Source organism: Streptomyces camponoticapitis (assembly GCF_014646115.1).
In the GTDB taxonomy this organism is placed as follows: Bacteria; Actinomycetota; Actinomycetes; order Streptomycetales; family Streptomycetaceae; genus Streptomyces; species Streptomyces camponoticapitis.
This window is the reverse complement of record NZ_BMMV01000012.1, coordinates 155,705-172,148: the sequence shown is the minus strand read 5'-3', so window position 1 is coordinate 172,148 and position 16,444 is coordinate 155,705. Positions and strand designations below refer to the sequence as shown.

The window sequence follows — 16,444 nt, the reverse complement described above, 5'->3', positions numbered from 1 at the left end:
CATAGGTGTACTTCTTGTGAAGATGTTCAGCAAGCAAAGGCGCTTGCGAGTGACTGTTCTCAGCTGAGGATGGGGGCGATCACGAAGCCGACGCGATCTCGCCGCCCCGCCTCTAGCCAGGCGGGTGCAGCTGTCAGAGTCGGGCTCTACGGTGCTCGACCGTTGCCCTGATCTCCTCAGCGGCAAGCTCCAGATCTTCGTGCTCCCAGAACCGGAGCACCGTCCAGCCCTGCTCCTTGAGCGCGATCGTGGTGGCCGTGTCGCGGTCCCGGTTTTCCTTGACCTTCTTGCTCCACGCCTCGCTGTTCTGCTTCGACGGCCGGTAGTGGTCCGGACAGCCGTGCCAAAAGCAGCCATCGACGAAGACCGCCACCTTCACCTTCGGGAAGACAACGTCCGCCGTGCGCCTCAACTCCGGAAGCGGGCGAATGCCGACCCGATAGCGAAGGCCCTTGCGGTGTAGGGCCGCGCGCAGCAGCATCTCAGGCTTGGTGTCCTTGCCCTTGTTGGCAGTCATGACCGCGCGGACTGCCACCGACGAGGCCCTCGAATTCGGCGGAAGTGGCTCATCGACCACCCTTCCCTCTTCCCTCGCCTTGGTCCATGCCAGGGCGAGGTTCGCCGCTCGGGTCGCCTCGTCGACATCGCAGACGTGCTTCTCCTTCGTCACCCCGTTATCTGACCAGCGGAGGTATGCCTGGATGCGGCGGGTATTCCGATAGAGGCGAAGCTGAATCGACGCACGCGCGTACGAACCGCTATCGAGAAGCACAGCACGGCGGTGCCGACCACCGGCGGCTCTGTCCTGCTCGGCGCTTCGCTTGTCACGGGACAAACCCGGGCGCGGCTTGTACGCCTTCGAGGGCGGCAGTCGGTCGTTCCAGCCTCGCTGCCGTCCGGCCTCTGCTCGTGTCACCGCTTCCCGCCGGGCTTCTTCAAGGCTTCAACGGAGTGCAGAGCGGCGGCGACCGCATCGGCGAACACCTTGCCCAACTTGACGGGCACGGCATTGCCGAGCTGCCGCATCTTTTCGCCGCGGGGGCCGGCGAGCGTCCACTCGTCAGGGAAGGTCATAACTCGCGCTGTCTCGCGGACGGTCATGTATCGGTAGCCGCTGCCGTCGAACGCGGGGTCGTCCGTCATCATCACGGACTCGCCCCCAGGGACACCGTGCACGCCAGCCTTGACCGTCTTGGCGGGGCGGTCGAGGAGGTTTGGAGTGTGCCCCTTGTACATCCGCGCGCCCGGCCAACCGAAGTGGTCGGAGATCCCTCCCACCTGCTCCTTCTCGTTGACCGCCTTTTCATTCACGAACGGCAAGGAGCGGCCCTCGAACTCGTCGATGCCATGGATCGCGTCTCGAAGCGTCCGCCAAGGCTGAAGGGCCAGTTTCTCCTTGGTCTTGGGGTTGTCTAGGTCGAGTTTCGGCAGGTTCGCGATGGCCCGGGCACGGGCCTCCGGATCAACTTCCTTGTGCCGGTCCCAATACTTCCCACCTTCGCGCATGGAGTGGATCAGGGACTCGTCCGAGTGGGTCCCCCTCGGCTCGAACTCGTCCCAGCCCACTTCGAGGTCTGCACGGAAGGCCACGATGACGACCCGCTGCCGAATCTGGGGAACGCCATAGTCCGCCGCGTTCACGCGGTGGTACTTCACGTCATAACGTTCGAAGGAGGGCACCGAGTCGTTGGCGAGCAGCTTCTCCAGTACCTCGTTGTGCTCCTCCCACGTAGCACCTGCCTCGCGCTCGATGAAGGGGAGGCGCATCTCGTTGAGGATGTACTGGAAGTACGGGTTGAATGACTTCCGGAGCAGGCCCTGGACGTTCTCGCAGATGACAGCTTTCGGGCGCATCTCCTGGATGGCACGGAACATTTGCGGGAACATGTTCCGCTCGTCCTCCGTGCCCTTGTGGGCACCTCCCAAGCTGAACGGCTGGCACGGGGGTCCGCCAGCCAGGACGTCGACCTGGCCGTCCAGCTTCTTGAAGTCCTCCACCAGCGTGCGGACATCGCCGGCCTTTAGGGGCCACTTCCCGCCGCCTGGCATCTCGTTCGTTTGAAGTGTCTCGATCGCCCGGGTGGCGTACTCGTTCACCAGTAGCGGCCGGAAGCCCGCGTTGTGGATGCCCATGGCGAGGCCACCACCACCGGCGAACAGCTCGACGCAGGTTCCCACCTCGGGATGCTTCTTTCGCAGCTCAGACATGAAGAAACCATACCGCGGAGTTGTCGATCATGTGAGTCCTCTGCGGAAATCCGCTCCCGTGTTCCCCGGATTCACCGGATAGAGTGATGACAATCACTACTCGCATGTCATCAGGAGGCCCCGGTCGTGTCGCTGGAGAACCATGCCGAGTTCAAACTGAGCATCACAAAGGCACTCGGCGACCAGCTCGCGGCCGCACTGGAAGAGCTGATGCCGGCCCCTCTCACCTTGGAGGACATTCGGTCGCTACGACCGCTGCCTGGTGTGTACCAGCTTTACAAGGGTGGAGGCCTTGTCTACGTCGGCAAGGCAGACAAGTCGCTGCCACAACGGATCGAGAGACACTTTCGGAAGATCTCCGGCCGCAGGAACATCTCCCCCGCCGAGATGTCCTTCATCTGCTTGTACGTCGACGAGGACTTCGGTGCCGTCGCACCCGAGCGCCTCTTGATCAACAAGCATCGAGGGCAGGGCGAGGTGCCATGGAACTATAACGGGTTCGGCAACAACGACCCGGGCAAGCGGCGGGACACCACGGAGGTCGATGCCGGCCACTTCGACCGGCAGTATCCCATCGACCTGGAGTACGCCTTCCCGAACCCGATCGCTGCGGACCCGTTGGAAGGTGCCGAGGTAAGCCTGGCAGAGCTACTTGCGGCCACCAAGGTCGCTCTCCCCTATGTATTCCGGTACGAGGCCACGAAGGCATTCGAGGAGATCCGCATCCAGCTCCCTGCCTCGCACCTGACTGCCGATGAGGCGCTTCGCATGATCTCCGAGCATTCTCCCGCGCCGTGGCAGGTAACGGCACTCCCCGGCTACGTGATCATGTACGGCAAGACAGAGGAGTACCCCAGCGGCATGCGTTACTACCGTTCCGGCGAAGTAGTCGACGCCTGACAGGCCGTCTGGCCGTTGAGAGTCGCAGCACTCGAACTTGTCCGTCTATGCGGTATCCCTGTGGAGCGCCGCCCAGCATCCAGGAAGTCATGACTGCCGAGTACGCCCCCGCCTCTTTCGACCCGTTGTCGACTGAGCAGATCGCCCACACTATCTGTGAGATGTTCGAGCGTCAGCCCCTTGTCTCCATGACTCGCGAGATTCCACGGTTCGAGGGGTCCGGTCTCTATGCCCTGTACTACCGCGGTTCGAGCGTAGAGCTGTACCGCCCTCTGAACCGACTTCAAGTCCCTGTCTACGCAGGGCAGGGGAAGTCCAGCAACTCCGCCAGCGGCGGGAACGTCCGGGAGCGCTACCCCGTCTACAACCGGCTCAGGAAACACCGCCTGTCCATCATCGAAGGCGGCCTGCCGATTGAGGAGTTCCGGTTCCGGGCTCTGCTGCTGCCTGATGTACACGCCGACTTGGGAGAGAACGGTCTGCGCGTCGGCTACGTGCCGCTGTGGAACAACAAGCTCAAGGGCTTCGGTAGTAACGAGCAAGGATCTTCGACGCGTCAGAGTAAGAAGAGCATGTGGGACACCGTGCATGACGGGCGTCGACGCAGCCATGGCGGCGTGGTCCATCAAGCCGAGAAGCTTTTGGCCGAGGCCGAGAAACACATCGCGCGGCAGGTGGATGACTACGACAAATTGCCTTGGCCCCACCCCAACACGGAGGTTTACGAGGACCTGGGCCTCCAGTAGGTCAGGGCAGCTCCCGAATGTCACAGAACACGGCATGGACGCTACGGGAAATAGTCCGTGAGTTCTCTAGCATGGCCGAGACCAGAGAAAGAACAAGGTAGAATTGGTGCGCAGGTTCCCGGGCCTGGGTCCAAGCTGGCGTAACTGCAGACCAGAGATCCAGTGCGAGCGCCCTGCCCCTTCCGGCACCCACCACTCCGCCCCGCTCCCATCCCGTCCACCGTCGACCCACACACCGTGGAGCGGGCGTGGTTCGGGGCGTCAAGGTGGAGCGCGCCACTGTACGAACGACCTTGACGCCCTGGGCCGCGACTGCTCGGCTCTGCCTGGGTCGATGGTGGACGGGATGGGAGGTCCCCCACGCTCGCCACGATGTGCCTGCGGCCGTGAACGGCGCCCCCTTCATCCCGGTGCCGGCTGATCCCCCGCCGGAGGCATGTCCTTGACCGTGGGTCGCAGACGTCGCGCGGGCCGAAGGCATGAGCGCAGCCCCGAGCGCAGCCGGGTGCCTTGAAACCGTAGAGAAAGTTGTTACTCAGGCTTCGGGGCGGATGCGCCAGAGCGGGGGCTGGTACTGCTCCGGGCGGTTGTTGAGCAGGAGGTTCCTGAGGTCCTGGCGCTGGTTGCCGTTCAGGTCGAGGGCTTCTGTGAGGTGGCGGAACGTGGTGTGGGTGATTCCGCGGCTGCGTGCCTTGGCTTCGAACTGGTCGAGTTGGTGGAGCGTCGTCTCTGGTTCGAGCTTCTGCGCCTGCCGGGTGCCGAGCCAACTGGCCTTGCTGCGCTCGTAGTCGATCTCGGAGTAGCCGCAGATTTCCCGGCTGTGCCGCTCGGCCTCTTCAAGGGTCTGCGTGGTGAGGATGGCTCGGGCGAGCTGGTTGCGGTTGAGGGTGGCGTCCAGGTCGGCTTCGTGGACGGTGGGGCCCTCGTCGGTCAGAGGAATTGGCAGGCCAGCATCTCTGACTTCGCACAGGCCGCGGAGCCCCCGTGCTGTGGCTGCGAGCATCCCCGTTGCTTCGGAGGGATGCCACTCCAGTACGGAGCTGATGGGCTCGACGTGTTCGGCGGTGAGGGTGAGGACGGTTGGGCCCATGCGGTCGTGCAGGAGGTCGGTGGGCAGTTCGCCGTCCAGGCCGGGGCCAGCGACCAGGAGTCGTACGGGTGCGTTGACTTGGCAGCAGGCCGCGAGGGTGAGTGCGTCGGCCAAGGGACTGCGGAGTGTGGGCTCGTCGCCGTGGGCGAGGATGTCTCCGCCGACGTCTAGGAGGTCGATCGACTCGGGGGCAAGGTGCTCGATGAGTTCCTCGAGCTGGCGCGTGATGCCCTCGGCGCCGTGGCGCGGGTCGATCAGGGCGAGTGTCTGGGGCAGTTCGGCCGCCAGCCGGGGGAGTGTCGATCCTGCGGGGGCTACTGGCCGGGCGCCCGCGCGCACAACCTGGACGCTTTTGGTGAGCGGGCGCAGTCCGGTGAAATCGGCCGGCCCTCGTGGTCCCGGCAGCGGATCGATCAGGAGGCGGTCCCACGCGTACGTGAGGATCACCGCCGGGTCCGCATCGCCGTAGAGAGCGGCGTCGAGCATCGAGGCGGCGACTGCGTCGCCCCCTCCTCCTGCTGCCACGATCAAGCGGGTCACGCGCGCCAGCGTACGGGGAACTGGGCTAGCCACTCACTCCTATAGTGGCTACTGGTAATAGCCACCTGGAGAGCGGGGAGGGGGTCGCATGCCGAAGATCGAGGAAGCTCAGCCCAAGTACTTGCAGATCGCGCACCACATCCGTGATCAGATCCTGCGGGGTGACTTGCGGCCTGGTGATGAGGTTCCGTCGGAGCGCCAACTCGCGGCCTCCTGGAAGGTGTCCCGGCCGACGGCCGCGCGTTCGCTGGAAGCTCTGAGTCATCAGGGCCTGGTCGAGAAGCGGCAGGGCTCGGGCACGTACGTCCGGAGCCTGGAAGTGAATCGCCGCGCCCGTGAGTTGTACGGCCGGGCCAAGCAGACGGGGAAGATCTACACGCCCGGTGAGTATGCGGTAATCACCTCGGCCGGCTGGCTGGAAGCGCCCGAATACGTCGCTGAGGCCCTGGGCTTGGCGGTGGGTACACAAGCCGTTCACCGTCGGCGTGTGACCAACAACGACTCCGGACCCATCACTCTTTCAACCTCCTGGTTCGGGCCAGAGGTTGGCGACCGAGCGCCGAAGCTTCGTGATCCTGACCGGATTCGGGAGGGCACGCTCATGTACGTGGAGAGCGTGACCGGTCGGCAGGGCAGCTACGCCGAGGATCGGATGTGCGCCCGATCATCGACGGAAGACGAAGCCGCCGATCTTGAACTCGCGCCCGGTGCAGCCGTGCTGATTGTCCATCACGTCGTCTACGACCTACAGGATCGGCCGCTGGAATTCGCCGAAGCCACGTACCCGCCGGAGCGGTGGGCGTTCGAACAGGGTTACCCGATCGTGTAGTTGGGCGGTGTCTCTTTGCGAAACGCTTGCGACTCCAAGTGGCTAATGCCACTATCCAGTAAGTGGCTAAGGCCACTTGCTGAAGGGGTGCGGCTCGTGAGTCAGGGACATGCGGAGCCACGGCACGTAACGGAAGAGGCAGCGTGCTGTGCGTGCAGAGGTCGGGGCTGGAAGCGCGTCGGCTCGCGTGCCTCGTTGGCGCTTTCTGCCGCTGACGCTCGCGCCCGTGCCACATCCAAACGGCGCTGCCTGGATTGCGGTGGCACCGGCAGAGAGGAGGGGTGCGAGTGAACGAGGCGGTAGGTGGCCCTGAGGGGAGTGCCGAGGAGTGGGCGCTGGTCGGGAGTATGACGCTGTACCCGGTGCCTGAGTCGGTGGCACGCGCGCGCCGTTGGTTCCGGAAGTTCATCAGCCCCTACGCGCCGGCCTGCTCGGTCGATGACTGCGTGCTGATGATCTCTGAACTCGTCACGAACGCGGTTTTGTACGGGGAGGCTGAGGACTCCTGGCGAGTGCGCGTCGAGTGGTGGCGGGTGGGGGAGTCCCTGCTCGTGGACGTGCACAACCCAGGATTTCCGGCCCAGGTGAGGATAAGACGACCCGATGCCAATGATGCCCACGGGCGGGGGCTCCTCCTGGTCGACGCACTGTCGGACTCGTGGAGCGCCGGCCCGAGTCGATTCGGTGGGACGCGGGTCTCGTTCCGGATCGAGGGTGCTTGGAAACGCTGAGGACTGGGTGGCGACCTTCGCGCTCTGAGGTACTCACGTGAGTACCTCATGCGGAGGTAGCGGACACCCTCGCACGGTGGACCACCACGCTCCTGAGCGAGAAGCACGTCATCCCGTCGCTGGGCGCTCGCAAGCTCCGTGATCTCAGAGCGGAGTGGGACCGGGTCGCCGCCGATGCCCAGTGTGAGGAGAACGGACTCGTCTTCTCTTCAGCCGTCGGCAAGCCGCTCGACGCGGCGAACGTCCGCCGCACCTTCCGGCAGGCACTCACAGATGTCGACCGGGTCGACGCCGCTCAGTGGACCACCGGGAACTGCGGCACAGCTTCGTGTCGCTGCTCTCCGACCGGGGCGTTCCTCTGGAGGAGGTCTCCCGGCTCGTTGATCACTCCGGAACGGCCGTGACCGAGAAGGTGTACCGGAAGCACGGCCCGTGATCCAGACCGGCGCCGTGGTCATGGACGGCATCTTCGGGGCGGATCGGCAGAAGCCGTGGGCACTCACGAATCGATAGTCACGCGGCATGCCAGAGGGCCCAGTGACACTTGCACACTGGGCCCTCTGACCTGCTGCTTTGGCTGTCGGGGTGGCGGGATTTGAACCCACGACCTCTTCGTCCCGAACGAAGCGCGCTGCCAAGCTGCGCTACACCCCGATGTCGCTCGTCTCGCTGCGACATCGATTACTTTAGCCCACCGGCGCCCGCAGGCGAAATCCGGTTTTGGGGGGTGCAGCGGGCCTCAGAGGCGGGGGGTCAGCGTCAGTAGCGTCGCCTCCGGGGGGCACGCGAAGCGGACCGGGGTGTAGCGGTTCGTGCCGCAGCCCGCCGAGACGTGGAGGTAGGACGTGTGGCCCCCCGCGTCGTACGTCGACAGGCCCCTCGCGCGGCCCGTGTCCAGGTCGCAGTTGGTGACCACCGCTCCGTAGAAGGGGATGCGGAGCTGGCCGCCGTGGGTGTGGCCGCCCAGGATCAGGGGGTAGCCGTCCGACGTGAAGGCGTCCAGCGTGCGGAGGTACGGGGCGTGGACCACGCCGATTGAGAGGGCCGCGTCCGGCTCCGGGCCGCCCGCGACCTCCGCGTAGCGGTCGCGCTTGATGTGGGGGTCGTCGACGCCCGTGAAGGCGATCTCGTGGCCGTCGATCTTGAGCCGGCCGCGGGTGTTGGTGAGCCCCACCCAGCCCGCCTCGTCGAAGGCGTCGCGCATCGGCTCCCAGGGGTTGTGGACGACGTTGACGGCCGGCGCGTTGCCGTTCAGACCGTGCTTGCCCTGGGCCTTCTCGAAGATGTAGCGCGCCGGGTTGCGCAGGGCGGGGCCGTAGTAGTCGTTGGAGCCGAAGACGTAGACGCCCGGGAGTTCCATCAGCGGACCCAGCGCGTCGAGGACCTCCGGTACGCCCTCCGGGTCGGAGAGGTTGTCGCCGGTGTTCACCACGAAGTCGGGGCGCAGGCCGGCCAGGGAGCGGAGCCAGCGCTGCTTCTTGCGCTGGCCGCGGACCATGTGGATGTCCGAGACCTGGAGGACCCGCACCGGTCGCATGCCCTCCGGAAGTACGGGTACGGAGACCCGTCGCAGCCGGAAGGAGCGGGCCTCGAAACCGGCGGCGTAGGCGATGCCGGCAACGCCGACGGCCGCGATTCCCGCGGTGACTTTCAGGGGGACTCCGTAGCGTGCGCGCATGGTGTCATCGTCGCAGACTCGAACGTCCACCCGGGCACACCCCCGCGGCATCCCGCGGCCCCGGAAACCGAACGGCGCGTCGTGGGGGGTACCTGACACACTGTCCGCATGACCACGCTCAAGTCCAAGCTGCACGACGACCTCATCGACGCGATCAGGGCACGCGACGAGCTGCGCTCCGCCACCCTCCGGCTGACCCTCGCCGCCATCTCCAAGGAAGAGGTCTCCGGCAAGGAGGCGCGCGAGCTCTCCGACGACGAGGTGCAGAAGGTGATCGCCAAGGAGGCCAAGAAGCGCCGTGAGGCGGCCGAGGCCTTCGCGCAGGGCGGGCGGGCCGAGCAGGCCGAGCGGGAGAAGGCGGAGGGCGTGCTGCTCGACGCGTATCTGCCGCAGCAGCTGACCGACGACGAGCTCGGCGCGATCGTCGCGCAGGCCGTGGGCGAGGCGAAGGCCGCCGGCGCCGAGGGGCCGCGCGCGATGGGCGCCGTCATGAAGATCGTCGGGCCGAAGGTCGCGGGGCGTGCCGAGGGCGGCCGGGTCGCCGCCGCGGTGAAGCGGAGCCTCGCGGGGAGCTGAAGCACCGCAGAACGAGAAGGGGGCTCCCGCCGATCACGCGTCGGCGGGAGCCCCCTTCTTCGTTCACGTCCAGGCCGGACCGGCCGGACTAGCCGAACGTGCCCTCCGGGATGCCCGGGAACGGATTGCCCCCGTCGTTGTCGCCGCCGCCCGGGTTGCCCGGCAGTCCGCCAGGACCGTTGCCCTGGTCCTGGTCGCCGTTGTCGCCGTCGCCGCCGTCTCCCTGGTCGCCGCCTCCGCCGCGGTTGTCGCCACCACCGTTGTCGTTGCCGCCGTTGTCGCCCGGACGGTCACGGTCGCGGTCCCTGTCCTCGTCGGCCTTGTCCTTCTCCGGGTTCGGGATGTGGATGGTGTTGAACGGGGGCGCTTCCTTGCCGTCGAGCGCACCGCTCATCGCGTCGCGCCAGATCGGTCCGGGTACGGCGCCACCGAAGACCTTGTCGTGGTACTGGCCGCCGATGGTGATGTCCACCATCTTCTTCTTGTGCTGCGGGTCACCGACCCACACCGCGCCCGCCATGTTCGGCGTGTAGCCGACGAACCACGCGGCGAGCCGGAAGTCGGTCGTACCCGTCTTGCCCGCGCTCGGCCTGCTGCCGAGGCCGGCCTCCTGGCCGGTACCGTCCTCGACCACGCCCTCCAGCAGCGTGTTTATGGTGTCCGCCGTCTTCTCCGACATCGCCCGCGAGCAGGTCGACTTCGGGACGTCCATCTCCTTGCCGTTCGGGCCGGTGATCGACTCGATGGCGATCGGGGTGCAGTACGTGCCGCGGTTGGCGAACGTCGCGTAACCGGACGCCATGGTCAGCGGCGACATCTCCTGCGTGCCCAGCGTGATCGAGGGGACCTGGTCGATCGGCTTGCCGTTGGCGCGCTCGACGCCCATCTTCCTGGCCAGTTCGGTGACCGGGCAGACGCCGATCTGGCTGATCAGCTGTACGTAGTAGGTGTTGACCGACTTCGCGGTCGCCTCCTGCATCCCGTACGGGCCGACCTCGGTCTCGTTCTCGTTCTCGACCGGGACGCCCCGGTCCGTCCACGGGCCCTTGCAGGTCTGCACCGGGCTCGGGTAGTCCATCTGGTACGGCGAGGGGTACGACTGCGTCGGCTGGATGCCCTGCTCCAGGGCCGCCGCCGCGACGATGGGCTTGAAGGTCGAGCCCGGCTGGTAGCCGGCGCCGCCGCCCATGTCCTCGTCGACCGACAGGTTCATGTACGTCTCGTTCTTGCCGCCGCCGTACGGCCGCGACTGGCCCATCGCGAGGACCTTGCCGGTGCCCGGCTCGACGATCGACAGCGCGGTGGCGACCTGGTCGGTCTTGTAGACGTGGTTCTTGATCGACTCCTGCGCCGACTCCTGCGCCTGCGGGTCGAGCGTCGTACGGATGGTCAGACCGCCCTGGTTCCAGACCTTGGCCCGGTCCTCCTGCGTCTTGCCGAACGCGGGGTCGGTGAGGAACACCTTCCGTACGTAGTCGCAGAAGAAGCCCGCGCCCTTGACCGCGGTGATGCAGCCGTTCTTGGGACGGCTCACCTTCAGCGCGATCTCGGTGTTCTTCGCGCGGTCGGCCTCGGCCTGCGAGATGTCCTTCACATCGGCCATGCGCTGGATCACGGTGTTACGACGCTTGGTCGCCTCGTCCGTGTCGTTCACCGGGTCGTACCGGCTCGGCGACTGGACGATGCCCGCCAGCAGCGCCGCCTCCTCCAGCTTCAAGTCCTTCGCGGACTTGGAGAAGTAGCGGTGCGAGGCGGCCTCGATGCCGTACGCCTGCTGTCCGAAGAAGGTGATGTTCAGGTAGTTCTCAAGGATCTTCTTCTTGCCCAGCTCCTCCTCGACCTGGATCGCGAACTTGAGCTCGCGGATCTTGCGGCCGATGGTCTGCTGGGTGGCCTGGGCGACCTTGTCGGGGTCGTCGCCGGCCTCCTCGACGAAAACGTTCTTCACGTACTGCTGGGTGAGGGTCGACGCGCCCTGGGAGACGCCGCCCGACTGCGCGTTGCGATTCGCCGCGCGCAGAACGCCCTTGAGGTCGACCGCCCCGTGTTCGTAGAAGCGCGAGTCCTCGATCGCGACGATCGCCTTCTGCATGTAGGGCGAGATGTCGGTGAGAGGGACCACGGTCCGGTCGCGCGAGTAGACGGTGGCGATGGGACCGCCGTCCTTGTCGAGGATCGTGGTGCGCTGGCTGAGCGGCGGCGTCTTGAGATTGGCCGGGATCTCGTCGAATCCCTCGACCGTCCCCTTGGCCGCCAGGCCCAGAACTCCGAAGGCGGGCAAGGCGATTCCCGCCAGTACGGCTCCCGCGAGCACACTGACACCGAGGAACTTGGCGGCCTGCTGGGTCCCGGTCAGACCGCCGCCCGAGCGCTTCTTTGGCATGACAGCAGCCTAATCCGTAGTTAAGGGCGTTCTGCAGGAGCAGGGGCTTCTCGGAGCGTTCGAGTACCAGACCGTGACATCCAGGTGCAGCCAGGCCGTCGAGGCCTCAACGTAGATCGGTGCGCGGTCTGCGTGCGAGTGGTGGTGGCGGTCACATGGGCGTCGGGCGGATGCCTTCTTAACACCAGACCTCGACGTCTCCATGTAGAGCGGCGGCGTCCGGCGTTCCTCGTGGCCGCCGCCACCTTCGTCGGCGCCGGACGGACTCCTCAAGCCAGCCTGGCCCATGAGGCCTCGGCTGAGACCTGGTGCCGTCCGGCGGCGGCAGCCTGACCAGCCAAGGCGCCTTGCCCACAGAATCGAAGGCAGCCGATCATTCGCCCATGAGACCCGAAGTGCAGACGTTCGTCACCGACGGCCCGCTCCCCGATCGGGACGCGAGCGAAGACGAGCTCGACAGGCGTGTCGCGCAACTCGAAGCGATTTCGAAGCCAGTCACGGGAGAGGAAGCCCGAGCGCTCGTCTCCTGCTTCGGCCCGGACGACTGCTACGGCGTCGCCTGGACCCTTCTCCACCTCATCGAAACTGGCCCCAACCCCGTCCTGGCCACCGACTCCGGACCGGACGCCAACGAGTGGCATCAGCGGCTCTACCTCCGCGCCGTGAACGGAGGACTCGTCCCATGAACTTGACGGCATAGCAACGTGAGGTGTCTACGTTCTCATTCGCCGGACACACACAAAGGCTCTGGCCTAAGCTGCACTCAACTGTCACAGCAGTGCGGTTTCGTATCAAGTCACCGACGTGAACATCCGGCTAACCGTAAAGCGTCGGAAGACCCGTCCGATTCCGCCCGGTACGTCCTCTGACGTCCGTTGCGACTCAGGAGAGTTGACCCGACTTGTCGGGTTCGTCGCACATGTCCCCGGGTCACTCCCCTGGGTGATCTGCCGCGTACGCATAGTCCGTTCGGGCCATTCAAGATTGGGCCCGAAGGGGGTGTTGTGCTGTGCCCACCTTCCGTAACGTCCTCAACTGGCAGCGGTGAATATGCCGCTTCCGCCGTGGGGGAGCCTCGATTCGGGAGAGGACGGCGCCGGGATGGGCTGGGTAACCGACTGGAGTGCGCAAGCAGCATGCCGCACTACCGATCCGGATGAATTGTTCGTACAGGGCGCAGCGCAGAACAGGGCCAAGGCGGTGTGCACCGGATGCCCGGTGCGGACGGAGTGCCTGGCTGACGCGCTGGACAACCGCGTCGAATTCGGCGTGTGGGGCGGAATGACCGAGCGGGAGCGACGCGCATTGCTGCGCAGACGCCCCACTGTCACCTCTTGGCGACGGCTGCTCGAAACCGCACGCACCGAGTACGAGCGCAGCGCGGGCATTCTGCCCGCCGGCCTTGAGGACGACGACGAGACGTACGGCTCGCGCCATTACGTCGACGTCATCGACGAGACATGGGCGGCGGTGGGGTAGGCCGCCGCCGTACGGCAGGCAAGCGGGTGGGCGCGGGTTACGAGTACGCGCCGGTACCAAGCAGGCCAGGTGCCAGGCACGCGGATATCAAGCATGTCGGTGCCGAGCGCGTCGGTACGGCGCGCGCTGGTGCGCGAGTGCGCCGGTTCGCGGGTACCCAGCGCGCGGGCAGGCGCGGAGCACGCCCTGGCGGGCGCCCCACACCCGTCGGCTACGCGGCCCCGGTCGCCGTGCTTCCGCCCGCGAGGCGGTCACCGATGGTCCGGAGCCCGGCGAGGTCGTGTACGTCACTGGGCAGCGCGGCCACCTCGGCCACCGGCACCTCCGGGTGGAGCGCGGTGAAGCGGTCGCGGGTGCGCTGCTCACGCTTGAGCACCTGCATCCGCTCGGCGTGCAGGCGCAGTAGACCGGCCGTCAGCTGATTCACCGACGGCTGTGCGGACGACTGTGATTCCTGTTCTGGGTGCGGGAGTTGGTCGGACGTGTGGGGTGCCTGGGGGGCGTCGGGAGAGGAGTCCGCGGGGGCGGCGGCCTCGCCAACACCTTTCTTCCCGTGGGCCTGATCCACAATGCGGCCCTCTTCAAGATTTTCCGCGGCGGCCCGCGCCCGCTCGGCCGACAGCCGGGCGGCGCCGCTGCCGTGCACGCGGTTGAGGACCAGACCGGCGAGCGGCATCCCCTCGGCCGCCAGCCGCTCCACGAAGTACGCCGCCTCGCGCAGCGCGTCCCGCTCCGGGGCCGCGACCACCAGGAACGCGGTGCCGGGCGCCTGGAGCAGCCGGTACGTCGCGTCCGCGCGCGTACGGAATCCGCCGAACATCGTGTCCATGGCGGCCACGAACGTCTGCACGTCACGCAGGAATTGGCCGCCGAGCAGCTTCCCGAGGGTGCCGGTCATCATCGACATCCCGACGTTCAGGAACTTCATCCCGGCCCGGCCGCCCATCTTCGCGGGAGCCATCAGCAGCCGGATGAACTTCCCGTCCAGGAACGAGCCCAGCCGCTTCGGCGCGTCCAGGAAGTCCAGCGCGGAGCGCGACGGCGGGGTGTCGACGACGATCAGGTCCCACTCCTCGCGGGCCCGCAGCTGCCCCAGCTTCTCCATCGCCATGTACTCCTGCGTGCCCGCGAAGCCGGCCGACAGGGACTGGTAGAAGGGGTTCTCCAGGATGGCGCGTGCCCGGTCCTGGTCCGCGTGCGCCTCGACGATCTCGTCGAAGGTGCGCTTCATGTCGAGCATCATCGCGTGCAGTTCACCGGGGCCTTCGATGCCCTTGACCTGTCGCGGGGTGTTGTCGAGGGAGTCGATGCCCATGGACTGGGCGAGCCGGCGGGCCGGGTCGATCGTCAGCACGACCACCTTGCGGCCACGTTCCGCCGCCCGTACGCCGAGAGCCGCCGCCGTCGTCGTCTTGCCGACACCGCCGGAACCGCAGCACACGATGATGCGCGTCTCCGGGGCGTCGAGCAGCGGATCGACTTCGAGCGGGGCCGCCGCCGGGTCCAGAGTCATCAGGCCTCCCCAAGATTCCGTAGCTCCCCCGCCAGGCGGTACAGACCGGCGAGGTCCATGCCCTCGCCGATCAGGGGGAGTTCGTACGTCGGCAGCCCGAGCTTCGCCAGGAGCGCGCGCTGCTCGCGCTCCAGCTCCACGCGCTGCGCGTGCTCGGCGGCCTGCTCCAGGAGCGGTCCGACGAGCTTCGTGGGCGCGCTCACCCCGGCCGCCGCGAGCGCCTTGGTGACCTCCTTGCGACGGTCGCCCGCCACGCCGTTGACCGCCTCCTCATCGAGGACGTGGGGGCGCACCATGTTCACGATCACCTTGCCGACGGGCAGTTCGGCGCCGCGCAGCTCACCGATGCCGTCGGCGGTCTCCTGGACCGGCATCTCCTCAAGGAGCGTCACCAGATGCACGGCGGTCCCGGGCGACTTGAGCACCCGCATGACGGCCTGCGCCTGGTTGTATATCGGCCCTATCTTCGCGAGGCCGGCCACCTCGTCGTTCACGTTCAGGAAGCGCGTGATGCGCCCGGTGGGCGGCGCGTCCATCACCACGTAGTCGTAACTGAACTCGCCCCGCTTGTCCCGGCGGCGTACGGCCTCGCACGCCTTGCCCGTCAGCAGGACGTCCCGGACGCCCGGCGCGATGGTGGTGGCGAAGTCGATGGCGCCGATCTTCTTGAGGGCGCGGCCCGCGCTGCCGAGCTTGTAGAACATCTGGAGGTAGTCGAGAAGCGCGCGCTCGGCGTCTATGGCCAGCGCGTACACCTCGCCGCCGCCCGGGGCGACGGCGATCTTCCGTTCCTCGTAAGGAAGCGCCTCCGTTTCGAAGAGCTGTGCGATGCCCTGTCTGCCCTCGACCTCCACAAGGAGGGTGCGCTTGCCCTCCGTCGCGAGGGCGAGCGCGAGGGCCGCGGCGACCGTGGTCTTACCGGTCCCGCCCTTGCCGCTGACGACCTGGAGCCTGCTCACACATTCGAGCCTAACCAGTCGGGCCCCGGGCTACGCACGTGGTCGCCGGGAGGCTCCGTACGAGATCCCCCTCGGGCTCCGTACGAGGCCGTGGCGTGGTGCCGATACAGTCGGCCCATGACGAAGTGGGAATACGCGACGGTGCCTCTTCTCGTGCACGCGACGAAGCAGATTCTGGACACCTGGGGCGAGGACGGCTGGGAGCTGGTCCAGGTCATTCCGGGGCCGAACAACCCCGAGCAGCTGGTGGCCTATCTGAAGCGAGAGAAGTCCGCGTGAGCGGCGTGGTCGAGGCGGCCCTCGCTGAACTGGGGCTGACGGTTCCGCAGGTCGTACCGCCTCTGGCGGCGTATCAGCCGGCCGTACGGTCCGGGGTGTACGTCTACACGGCGGGGCAGCTCCCGATGGTGGAGGGCAAGCTTCCGGTGACCGGCAAGGTCGGCGCCGAGGTGACGCCGGAGGAGGCCAAGGACCTCGCCCGGGTCTGCGCGCTGAACGCGCTGGCCGCCGTGAAGTCCGTCATCGGCGACCTGGACCGCGTGGAGCGCGTCGTGAAGGTCGTGGGGTTCGTCGCTTCCGCGTCGGACTTCACGGGCCAGCCCGCCGTCCTCAACGGGGCGAGCGAGCTGTTCGGTCAGGTCTTCGGGGACAAGGGTGTGCACGCGCGCAGCGCGGTGGGAGTCGCCGTCCTGCCGCTGGACGCACCCGTCGAGATCGAGATCCAGGTGGAAGTGGCCGCGGACTGAGCGGACCGAGTGGACCGAAGGGTCCGCGAGTCCGGCCGGGCCGCCTGGGGTGGGCCGGCCGGCCGC

General features: G+C 67.0%; 16 protein-coding genes, 1 tRNA gene and 1 pseudogene. 10 read left to right on the top strand and 8 right to left on the bottom strand.

The features are described from left to right. Window positions 1–133 precede the first annotated feature (133 nt). Both IEY79_RS19960 and IEY79_RS19955 read right to left on the bottom strand, forming a co-directional pair. On the bottom strand, window positions 134–670 hold the full coding sequence (locus tag IEY79_RS19960) for a very short patch repair endonuclease (protein ID WP_229700982.1): 537 nt from the start codon (window positions 668–670) through the stop codon (window positions 134–136). A 242-nt stretch (window positions 671–912) separates the two neighbouring features. Beyond that, window positions 913–2,208, bottom strand: coding sequence for a DNA cytosine methyltransferase (locus IEY79_RS19955; protein ID WP_189108882.1), 1,296 nt, complete (start codon window positions 2,206–2,208; stop codon window positions 913–915). Between the two features lie 126 nt (window positions 2,209–2,334). On the opposite strand from IEY79_RS19955, the gene IEY79_RS19950 reads away from it, so the two are divergent. Beyond that, complete coding sequence (locus IEY79_RS19950; protein ID WP_229700981.1) at window positions 2,335–3,108, top strand: GIY-YIG nuclease family protein; 774 nt, start codon at window positions 2,335–2,337, stop codon at window positions 3,106–3,108. An 89-nt stretch (window positions 3,109–3,197) separates the two neighbouring features. Next, complete coding sequence (locus IEY79_RS19945) at window positions 3,198–3,854, top strand: Eco29kI family restriction endonuclease (RefSeq protein ID WP_189108881.1); 657 nt, start codon at window positions 3,198–3,200, stop codon at window positions 3,852–3,854. 535 nt (window positions 3,855–4,389) lie between these two features. Here IEY79_RS19945 and IEY79_RS19940 read toward each other — a convergent pair. Next, window positions 4,390–5,484 (bottom strand): DUF1152 domain-containing protein, encoded by a 1,095-nt coding sequence (locus IEY79_RS19940; RefSeq protein WP_268240594.1) that lies wholly within the window; start codon window positions 5,482–5,484, stop codon window positions 4,390–4,392. A gap of 88 nt (window positions 5,485–5,572) precedes the next feature. On the opposite strand from IEY79_RS19940, the gene IEY79_RS19935 reads away from it, so the two are divergent. The 3 genes and pseudogenes from IEY79_RS19935 to IEY79_RS37415 form a co-directional block, all read left to right on the top strand. Continuing rightward, window positions 5,573–6,313 carry a GntR family transcriptional regulator gene (locus IEY79_RS19935; RefSeq protein ID WP_189108880.1) on the top strand — a complete coding sequence of 247 codons (741 nt, stop codon included), beginning with the start codon at window positions 5,573–5,575 and terminating at the stop codon, window positions 6,311–6,313. Window positions 6,314–6,660: 347 nt separating this feature from the next. Beyond that, window positions 6,661–7,044 carry an ATP-binding protein gene (locus tag IEY79_RS19930; RefSeq protein WP_189108951.1) on the top strand — a complete coding sequence of 128 codons (384 nt, stop codon included), beginning with the start codon at window positions 6,661–6,663 and terminating at the stop codon, window positions 7,042–7,044. Between the two features lie 155 nt (window positions 7,045–7,199). Then, window positions 7,200–7,557: pseudogene (locus tag IEY79_RS37415) on the top strand (tyrosine-type recombinase/integrase); the annotation flags it as partial. A gap of 67 nt (window positions 7,558–7,624) precedes the next feature. Here the strand turns inward: IEY79_RS37415 and IEY79_RS19925 are convergent. Both IEY79_RS19925 and IEY79_RS19920 read right to left on the bottom strand, forming a co-directional pair. Next, a tRNA-Pro gene (locus IEY79_RS19925) sits at window positions 7,625–7,698 on the bottom strand. Between the two features lie 85 nt (window positions 7,699–7,783). After that, window positions 7,784–8,722 (bottom strand): metallophosphoesterase, encoded by a 939-nt coding sequence (locus IEY79_RS19920; RefSeq protein ID WP_189108879.1) that lies wholly within the window; start codon window positions 8,720–8,722, stop codon window positions 7,784–7,786. Window positions 8,723–8,830: 108 nt separating this feature from the next. Here IEY79_RS19920 and IEY79_RS19915 point away from each other — a divergent pair, with 108 nt between their 5' ends. Further along, window positions 8,831–9,298, top strand: a complete 468-nt coding sequence (locus tag IEY79_RS19915; RefSeq protein ID WP_189108878.1) for a GatB/YqeY domain-containing protein — start codon at window positions 8,831–8,833, stop codon at window positions 9,296–9,298. A gap of 88 nt (window positions 9,299–9,386) precedes the next feature. Here IEY79_RS19915 and IEY79_RS19910 read toward each other — a convergent pair whose 3' ends face one another. Further along, window positions 9,387–11,681: a transglycosylase domain-containing protein gene (locus IEY79_RS19910; protein WP_189108877.1), complete on the bottom strand. Its 2,295-nt coding sequence runs from the start codon at window positions 11,679–11,681 to the stop codon at window positions 9,387–9,389. A gap of 383 nt (window positions 11,682–12,064) precedes the next feature. Between IEY79_RS19910 and IEY79_RS19905 the strand changes: the two genes are divergently transcribed. Together IEY79_RS19905 and IEY79_RS19900 are read left to right on the top strand one after the other, a co-directional pair. After that, on the top strand, window positions 12,065–12,367 hold the full coding sequence (locus IEY79_RS19905; protein WP_229700980.1) for a hypothetical protein: 303 nt from the start codon (window positions 12,065–12,067) through the stop codon (window positions 12,365–12,367). Window positions 12,368–12,782: 415 nt separating this feature from the next. Then, window positions 12,783–13,160: a WhiB family transcriptional regulator gene (locus tag IEY79_RS19900; RefSeq protein WP_189108876.1), complete on the top strand. Its 378-nt coding sequence runs from the start codon at window positions 12,783–12,785 to the stop codon at window positions 13,158–13,160. 211 nt (window positions 13,161–13,371) lie between these two features. On the opposite strand, the gene bagB is transcribed toward IEY79_RS19900, so the two are convergent. Then, complete coding sequence (gene bagB, locus IEY79_RS19895; RefSeq protein WP_189108875.1) at window positions 13,372–14,673, bottom strand: ATPase BagB; 1,302 nt, start codon at window positions 14,671–14,673, stop codon at window positions 13,372–13,374. Then, window positions 14,673–15,632 carry an ATPase BagA gene (gene bagA / locus IEY79_RS19890; protein ID WP_189108874.1) on the bottom strand — a complete coding sequence of 320 codons (960 nt, stop codon included), beginning with the start codon at window positions 15,630–15,632 and terminating at the stop codon, window positions 14,673–14,675. The genes bagB and bagA overlap by 1 nt, the downstream gene beginning before the upstream one ends. A 117-nt stretch (window positions 15,633–15,749) precedes the next feature. Here bagA and sp36 point away from each other — a divergent pair, with 117 nt between their 5' ends. Beyond that, the gene (gene sp36, locus IEY79_RS19885) at window positions 15,750–15,911 is read left to right on the top strand and encodes a Sp36 family protein (RefSeq protein ID WP_023539689.1); all 162 of its coding nucleotides are present in this window, start codon (window positions 15,750–15,752) and stop codon (window positions 15,909–15,911) included. Beyond that, complete coding sequence (locus tag IEY79_RS19880) at window positions 15,908–16,378, top strand: RidA family protein (protein WP_189108873.1); 471 nt, start codon at window positions 15,908–15,910, stop codon at window positions 16,376–16,378. Before sp36 ends, IEY79_RS19880 begins: the two co-directional genes overlap by 4 nt. Window positions 16,379–16,444: the final 66 nt, after the last annotated feature.